General features: G+C 30.5%; 10 protein-coding genes. 5 read left to right on the top strand and 5 right to left on the bottom strand.

Annotated elements, in window-relative coordinates:
* On the top strand, positions 1-284 hold a 284-nt coding region (locus tag JJE11_RS09740), incomplete at its 5' end, for a carbon starvation CstA 5TM domain-containing protein (RefSeq protein ID WP_291635018.1).
* Between the two features lie 69 nt (positions 285-353).
* On the opposite strand, the gene JJE11_RS09745 is transcribed toward JJE11_RS09740, so the two are convergent.
* The 4 genes from JJE11_RS09745 to JJE11_RS09760 form a co-directional block, all read right to left on the bottom strand.
* A complete protein-coding gene (locus tag JJE11_RS09745) occupies positions 354-1,511 on the bottom strand; it encodes an amidohydrolase (RefSeq protein ID WP_291635020.1) in 1,158 nt (385 codons plus the stop codon).
* Positions 1,512-1,691: 180 nt separating this feature from the next.
* Positions 1,692-1,871, bottom strand: coding sequence for an asparagine synthase (locus JJE11_RS09750; protein ID WP_291635022.1), 180 nt, complete (start codon positions 1,869-1,871; stop codon positions 1,692-1,694).
* Positions 1,872-2,004: 133 nt separating this feature from the next.
* Positions 2,005-3,015 (bottom strand): anti-sigma factor domain-containing protein, encoded by a 1,011-nt coding sequence (locus JJE11_RS09755; RefSeq protein WP_291635024.1) that lies wholly within the window; start codon positions 3,013-3,015, stop codon positions 2,005-2,007.
* A complete protein-coding gene (locus tag JJE11_RS09760; RefSeq protein WP_291635026.1) occupies positions 3,008-3,757 on the bottom strand; it encodes a sigma factor in 750 nt (249 codons plus the stop codon). The genes JJE11_RS09755 and JJE11_RS09760 overlap by 8 nt, the downstream gene beginning before the upstream one ends.
* A 290-nt stretch (positions 3,758-4,047) precedes the next feature.
* Between JJE11_RS09760 and JJE11_RS09765 the strand changes: the two genes are divergently transcribed.
* Positions 4,048-4,209: a hypothetical protein gene (locus tag JJE11_RS09765; protein WP_291635028.1), complete on the top strand. Its 162-nt coding sequence runs from the start codon at positions 4,048-4,050 to the stop codon at positions 4,207-4,209.
* 265 nt (positions 4,210-4,474) lie between these two features.
* On the opposite strand, the gene JJE11_RS09770 is transcribed toward JJE11_RS09765, so the two are convergent.
* Positions 4,475-4,888 carry a hypothetical protein gene (locus tag JJE11_RS09770; RefSeq protein WP_291635030.1) on the bottom strand — a complete coding sequence of 138 codons (414 nt, stop codon included), beginning with the start codon at positions 4,886-4,888 and terminating at the stop codon, positions 4,475-4,477.
* Positions 4,889-5,216: 328 nt separating this feature from the next.
* Between JJE11_RS09770 and proB the strand changes: the two genes are divergently transcribed.
* The 3 genes from proB to JJE11_RS09785 form a co-directional block, all read left to right on the top strand.
* On the top strand, positions 5,217-6,020 hold the full coding sequence (gene proB, locus JJE11_RS09775) for a glutamate 5-kinase (protein ID WP_291635033.1): 804 nt from the start codon (positions 5,217-5,219) through the stop codon (positions 6,018-6,020).
* Positions 6,021-6,067: 47 nt separating this feature from the next.
* Positions 6,068-7,324, top strand: coding sequence for a glutamate-5-semialdehyde dehydrogenase (locus JJE11_RS09780; protein WP_291635037.1), 1,257 nt, complete (start codon positions 6,068-6,070; stop codon positions 7,322-7,324).
* Positions 7,325-7,660: 336 nt separating this feature from the next.
* Positions 7,661-8,355, top strand: a 695-nt coding sequence (locus JJE11_RS09785) for a glycerophosphodiester phosphodiesterase (protein ID WP_291635035.1), incomplete at its 3' end; no start/stop codon positions are given.

Below are 8,355 nucleotides of genomic sequence, written 5' to 3' on the forward strand. Positions count from 1 at the left end.
TAATATGGAGATACTTTGGATGGTCTAACCAAACTTTAGCTACCATTGTATTATGGACAGCGGGTATGTACTTGGCTACTATAGCTAGAAATCACTGGATTGCAACAATTCCAGCTGCATTTATGACAGCAGTTTCTATTTCCTATATTTTAATTGCACCAGAAGGGTTTAGTCTATCTGCAGGGATTGCATATCCAGCAGGAATTATAGCAGGAGTTGCAGCAATGGCAATTTTCTTAACTGTAGCAAAACAAAGACAAGTTAAAACCAATGTTAGCAGCTAAAATTTCTTTTTAAAATTTATAATGACCTTAACATAAGTATTTATGTTAAGGTCATTTTTTATTGAAACGTTATTTATTGACAATGTTGCCATTTACCATTACAAATTCTACTTTACTTCTTAAATCAAAGGGATGTCCACTATACATAATAATGTCAGCATCCTTCCCAATTTCTAAGCTTCCGACTCTATCTTCTATACCAAGAATTTCAGCAGCATTTATGGTTATTGCCTTAAGAGCTTCTTCTTCATCCATACCCTCTCTTGCTGCAATACCAGCACATACAGGAAGATATTGAAGTGGTATAACGGGATGATCTGTCATTATAGCAACTTTTAAGCCGGCTTTCGATAAAATTCCAGGTGTTTCAAAAGTTAGGTTTTGAAGTTCAACTTTTGACCTATTAGATAGCGCCGGGCCTAAAATTATACCATTTTGAATGCCTTCTTTTAAATAATCTATAATTAAGTGACCTTCTGTGCAGTGATCAAGGGTTATATCTACATTAAATTCCTTTGCAATTCTAAGAGCGGTAAGAATATCATCAGATCTATGAGCGTGAGCTTTTAGAGGAATTTCTTTTCTTATAACCTTTGCAAGTGCTTCCATTTTCATGTCGAATTCAGGTAGCTTATCGGGGTTCTCTAAAGCTTTAGTTTGCTTTTGAATGTACATCTGTGCCTTAATAAGATTTTCTCGGAGGATTGCAGCTGTGCCCATTCTTGTGCTTGGAGATTTTTTCTGAGCATTATATACCCTTTTAGGATTTTCACCAAAAGCTATCTTCATAGAGTGACACTCATTTACAATCATATCATCAATTCTAGTTCCATAAGTTTTAATAATTGCAAATTGTCCTCCAATAACATTGGCGCTACCTGGACCGGTTGCAACAGTTGTTATTCCAGCGTTTATTGCATCTTTAAAACATATGTCCATAGGGTTAATAGCATCGATTGCTCTTAAATGTGGAGTAACAGGATCAACAGCTTCATTACCATCAGCACCTTCAAAGCCCATTCCGTCTTCCCACATTCCAAGGTGGCAGTGAGCATCAATCATCCCTGGCATAACAAACTTGCCTTTAGCATCAATGATTTCCGCTTTAACGGGTGGATTAATACTATTTCCGATAGCAATAATTTTACTGTCGTCCACTAAGATCATTCCATTTTCAAAGTTTTCATTAGCCATACTATGTATATTTGCATTTTTAATCAATATCATATGTAAACCTCCTTAATTTCTAGTCATTTTTATGTGAAGTGTATTGAAATAAAGTGAAAAACATTATAACAATAATATTGTAACATATTTTTAAAAATAAATAATAATGGAAATATAAAAAAACTGATTAGAAGTTTTATTTTCTAATCAGTTTTTCTACGACATATACAACAAAGCAAATTATCTTCTGTGCTCTACAAGATCTATGGCTCCGAGCACAATGTGTGCGAGGCCAAAGCCAATAACTCCTGCTTCAATCATAGGAAGCGTATTTTTCTTTTTCATATTATTTCTTGAAATTGATGCTCCTGCAGCAGTTACTACAGCACCTAACATAGTAGGAATTAATCCTTCTCGCATATTGAAAAACCTCCCTTTTAATAACTTAATACTATCTTTTACAAATTCGAGATTTTCAATACTGCAAAATATATAGAATATATGCTATAGATGATTAGTTTTGTTTTATAATGTATATATATATCATATTGAGTTATTGTTTATGTTCAAGAGAATTGTATTTTTTCTGTATTTCATAAGAATCTTTTTCGGATTCATCATCATTAGGAATTTTGGAATTTATATTATGTTCATGTGTCTCATCCTGAATGCTATTTTTAAAGTTATCTAAAGGATTGTAATTTTTGATGGAGGATGAGTTGTTATCATCATTATTATTAGAATTCTTGCTTTCAAATATCTTATCTTTGCCCGTTTTGTTATCTTTATCCGTAATAGGTTTGTTGCTATTTTCTAATTTTTCTTCAACTTTGGACGATTTTTTATCTAATATATTATTATTATTATTATCTACTGAAGGTTTTAGAATTTGATTACTGTTATTTTTTAAATTTTTGTTAGAATTTTCTTTTTCCACAACATTAGGATTCAAATTGGTAATATCTATTTTTTTATTGTTAACTGTGATATTTATGCTTTTATTATTGCTTGAGGTGGCATTAATTTTAAAAGTTAACTTATTACTGTCTATAATATTTTTAAAATTAGATATATCTATAGATTTATCTTTTTTACTCTTAATATCAACACTAATAATTTTTTTATCGTCTAGATAGTTATCATTAATAAAATTTTCAGTTTTAGCTTCTTTAACTAAAAGCTCAAGACCATCATCTATAGATTTATTTTTTAATTTAATATTATTTAATATTAGGGAGCCGTCTGAATTTAGTCCTTTAGAACTAATAATCTTATTCCAAATATTGGCTTCAAGAGAAACAGATGGATTAATATTGATAACTATAGTTGTAACTGGAGCAAAGTAGGAATATGCATAAGTAGTAGGAAGAAGTATAAACATTAGTGAAGCTGCAGTTATAGCATATTTGTAAAGAAATAAGTTTTTTTTATACAATTCTCCTGTATGAATTTGACCTACCTTAGGCAATGATTTGCCAATTTTTATATATACAAACTCTCCACTACTAGTCATAATACCAGCTTTTTTATTTGAAATGTTTATAATAATACCTGTTTTAATCATTTAAATCGCCCTCTTTTATATTAAGATAAGATTTTAAATATACATATTCTGGATTTGTAATTATAAGTATTAAAGAAATTATGTATATACGCCATTTCTCAATTAACTTTCTATTGGAGGAAGTTAGGAGTATTATTTCTTTAGATGGTAATTTTCTTTTGGTCTTTAAATGACATAATATTGATTCCTCTCTAGCACATAAAAAAGCAACATTCAATAAATTATTTCTTGTATCCTTATGGGAGGGAGATAAATTAATTAGGGAATTAAAATCTATTTTGTATTTTTTTAATTCTTCAGAAAATAAACTTATTTCATCAATTCTAAATTCATTCTCTATTTGAATTTCAAAATTGTTAATGGAATTTTTCCCATCTATATAATCTATATTCCCATCACTATTCTCAAAAATAAGATTAGGAGAATTTTTATTTTTTCTGAAAAAATCTATCAGTGAGTTTTTAATAATAACTTTACTAAAACCATAAAAATTTCCTTTAGCTTTATCATATTTATCACAAGCTGTGTTAAAAGCCATAAGTGCTATACTAAGTTCTTCATCATTTTCCCAAATTAAATGCCGTTTGCATATTTTGCTTGTAATTGAATAAACGAAAGCTTTATTAGCTTTAATAAAATTACTGCGGTTTTCGGGAAATAAAGCATCTATATTAAAAGTTTGTTCTTCATCTAAACTCAAGACTGTTTTTTTATTTTTATGAAAAAGAAGTTTCAAGTTCATTTGTACACCCCTTATATCTTTTTATACGTAAATATTATAAATTTTAAGAGGGAAATGACATAATTATTTTTTAAGAAAAAATTAGCTGAATTAAAAAAAAATTATAAATACCCTCAAATAAATTTTAGCATGTTTCGTATGTATAAGCAAAATGAAAAATTATAGAATAATAATTAAATTAAATATAACATTGCGAGTTTAGAATAAAAGTCATCTTCTAGGTAAAAATAAGGTAGTGTAATAGAACATTACAATACCTTATTTTTACCTAGAGGAGGAAAATCAAGTTTATGAAAAGAACAAAATTACCCAAAGGTCAGCATGAGCATGAAGTTGAATTTGTACAAGATTCACTTCACAAAGGGATGGGCTTAATTGAAATTTTAAACCTAACAAGTCTAAATGAAGAGGAAGTCATAGAAATTAATGATACTCTTAGAGAAAAAGAATAAAAGAATGTAATAAGTAAATTTAAGGAGGAAAAATTATGCCGAAAAAAGGAATGAGTAGACCTACATCACCACAAGTTCAAGCTAAAGGTGATAATAACAAGAAAATGAAGAAGAATGAGGCAAAAATGGTTCCGGAGGTAGGTAAATAAAAATATAAAAAAGCTGCTTTATTAAAGCAGCTTTTCATTATAATTAGTATATTATACCATAAATATATTCTAAGAAAATTTCTTTGAGGTTTTAATTCAAACTCGCGATTTGAACCTTATTGATATAAACCAAACCCAGTAATAACCACTATATCCCAATCAATTTCTTCATTTTTAATCCAATTATATTCAATACAAAGCTCTTTTAACCAGGCATTAAGGCCACTACTTTTTTTAGATACATTGGGAGCTTGTCTTCCAAACTTTTGTTTTATCATTTCAAGCAATTCTAGTTGATCGTCTTCACCGAGCTCTTTATCTAGGATTTCTTCTATATCATCACAACATAGTTCATAACATTTTTTATCGTCAAGATATAATTCATCTGCGAGGAGCTGTCTTTTCTTATTTAAAGTATCGCGTGCAACATTAATTTCTTCTAAATTTGATAAGTATTTTTTAGCTATATTCAGAGCGGCAATCTCATTATCTATTCTAATTATGGCTCTTTCTAATTTTGCGTTTCTCATTTTAATCTCTCACTTTACATTTTTTATTTAGTCATTAATCTGAGCATTTTCAATAAATTAAGAAGCGAAAATGTAATTGTATTTTCCTAGATTAATGATAATAAATTAATTATAGCATTAAATTCACTATGATACAAAATTTAGCTATTTAAATATGAAATAGTCAAAGTATGTCACTTGTTACGGAATATATGATTGGAAATTTATCGTTATATGGTGTAAAATTAGAATGATGCATAGGCTGATATATATTTTATATTAAAAAAAATGTGCTGGAGTTATAAAAATAAAAGTCAAAAAATATTAGAATGAAAAGGGAGAGGCTTATATGAACAACAGAAAAGAACATTTAAAAGATGTAAAAAGAATTGTGGTAAAGGTGGGAACATCAACATTAACCCACTCTACAGGATTACTAAATTTAAAGCGTATTGAACATCTTATAAGACAAATGGCAGATGTTCACAACCAAGGAATTGAGGTGGTTTTTGTAACTTCTGGAGCTATAGGAGCTGGCATAGGCAAATTGGGGTTTAAAAAAAGTCTGGATACAATACCAGAAAAACAGGCAGCAGCTGCTGTTGGGCAAGGTATTTTAACTCACATGTATGAAAAGTTTTTTTCAGAATATGGAAAAATTACAGCACAAATACTTTTGACAAATGAGGATATTGAGGATAAAGCACGACATTTTAATGCTCATAATACATTTTTGATGTTGCTTTCTGAAGGGGTTATTCCCGTAGTAAATGAGAATGATGCTATAATCGTTGATGAGATAATGGTTGGAGACAATGACACCTTATCTGCATTGCTAACAAGGCTTATAGATGCTGATTTGCTTATAATACTCTCAGATATTGATGGGTTGTACGATTCAGATCCTAGAACAAATCCTGATGCGAAAATGATACATAATGTTAAGGAGATAACTGATGAAATCAGGGAGTCTGCAGAGGGCGCGGGATCAGATCTCGGAACTGGTGGTATGGCTACTAAAATTAATGCGGCAGAAATAGTAGCATCTTCAAATGCCGCTATGATTATAGCGGAAGGATCAACTCCAAATGTTATTACTGATATTTTAGAAGGAATAGAGATTGGTACATTATTTGAAAAGCACACTAAATAACGATTAATTTAAATTACATATTCTATAGGAGATGAGGAGATAAAATGATGGATTTTGACAATTACATTGTAAATATAGGGAAATTAGCGAAAGACGCGTCTAGAATTATGAGTAATGCAAATACAAATTTGAAAAACGATGCACTCCTAAAAATGGCAGAGGCTCTAATGGACTATAAAGACACTATAATTAAGGCAAATAATATAGATATGGGGCAAGGAAAGAAAAATAATTTATCTGCTGCAATGCTTGATAGACTAATGATAAACCAGGAGAGAATTGAAAAAATGGCAGGCGGACTTAAAAATGTGGCGACTCTTCCAGATCCAATTGGTGAAGGAGTAAAAAGATGGAAGAGGCCAAATGATTTAGATATTTCAATGGTAAGAGTGCCACTAGGTGTTATAGGCATGATATATGAGTCAAGGCCAAACGTAACTGTAGACGCAGCAGCTTTATGCTTAAAGGCAGGTAATGCAATAATCCTTCGAGGCGGGTCAGAAGCTATAAATACTAATATGGCTTTAGCTAATGTTGTTATAAAAGCAGGCATTGAGGCAGGACTTCCAGAAGGGTGTATTCAGCTTATTGATATGGTTGATAGAGAACTTGTAAATAAGCTAGTAAAGCTTAATGAATACGTAGATGTAATTATTCCTAGAGGTGGAAAGGGACTTAAAAAAGCTATTGTAGCAAATGCTACTGTACCGGTAATTGAAACAGGATCGGGCATTTGTCATATATATGTGGATGCAGAGACCGATTTTAATATGGCAGAAGAAATAATAGTTAATGCTAAAACGCAAAGACCGGGAGTGTGTAATGCTGTAGAAACTGTACTTGTTCATAAAGATGTTGCTAGTGAGTTTTTACCAAAACTTTCTGAGAGGCTTTATGGATTAGGTGTAGAAATTAGAATATGTGAAAAAGGAATAGGTATTATTGACCGTGCTAAGGTTGCAACCGATGAAGACTGGGCCACTGAGTATTTGGATTTAATACTTTCGATTAAGGTTGTTGACTCAATGGAAGAAGCTATTGATCATATTTTTAAATATGGAACAAAACATTCTGAGGCTATAATAACTACTAATTATAAAAATTCACAGAGATTTTTAAAGGAAGTAGATGCTTCTTGTGTTTATGTAAATGCTTCTACAAGATTCACAGATGGTAGTGAATTTGGATTTGGTGCAGAGATAGGCATAAGTAATCAAAAACTTCATGCTAGGGGACCAATGGGCCTTGAGCAACTTACAACTACAAAATATCTTATATATGGCGATGGGCAAATTAAAAAATAAGCTGAAGTAAGCGGAAGTAATCCGCTTACTTTTTATTTTTATAATGATTTTTTTTGTACATACATTTAAACACTCTGAGCAATCCTTAATTGCATTAGTTTTTACATTCCTAGGAATATACTTGGTCAATTTAATAGTCCTAAAGATTGTGACAACAGCATCCACATGGATGTTGTTAAGCATTTGTGGAGTTAGATAATAGTAGTTCATAAATTAAAAGTAATAATTTAACATTAAATGAGATAAAACATGAAATGTTAATGATATAATTAGCATATACTTTATTAGTGAATTTACGAAGTTAAATTCTGAAAATTTTAAAAAGGAGCTGGTGTAATGACAATTAATTATGGTCACCGAGGTGCAAGTGCATATTTCCCAGAAAATACAATGCTATCATTTGAAATGGCATTGGAAATGGGATGTACAGGCCTAGAAACAGATGTGCAACTCACAAAGGATGGTGTATTAGTTCTTATTCATGATGAAACGGTGAATAGGACAACTAACGGACAAGGATTTGTAAAGGATTATACTTATAGAGAATTAAATAAGTTAGATGCAGGCTCCTGGAAGGGTGAAGAATTTACAGGCATTAAAATACCCACGGTTGAAGAGCTAATTTATTTAATAAAGGATAAAAACATTATTATTAACTTTGAAATTAAAAGTGGAATAGTAATGTATGAAGGTATTGAGCAAAAACTTATAGACTTAATTTATAAACATAAGATGGTACATAAAGTTATTTTATCTAGTTTTAATCATTATTCTATGGCTAAATGTAAAAAAATATCAAAGGAAATTGATACTGGAGTATTGTATATGGAAGGGCTTTATAAGCCATATAATTATGTAAAGACTGTTGGAGCAAACGCTATTCACCCATATTATCTTTCAGTAAATGCGGAGGTAATAAGAGCGGCTAAAAAGCACAAAACTAACATAAATGTGTTTACTGTGGATGATGAAGAATATATGAAAACCTTTTTAGATATGAAGGTCGAGGGTATTATCACTAATTATCCGGA

Source organism: Clostridium sp. (assembly GCF_016650095.1).
Lineage (GTDB): Bacteria > Bacillota > Clostridia > Clostridiales > Clostridiaceae > Clostridium_AD.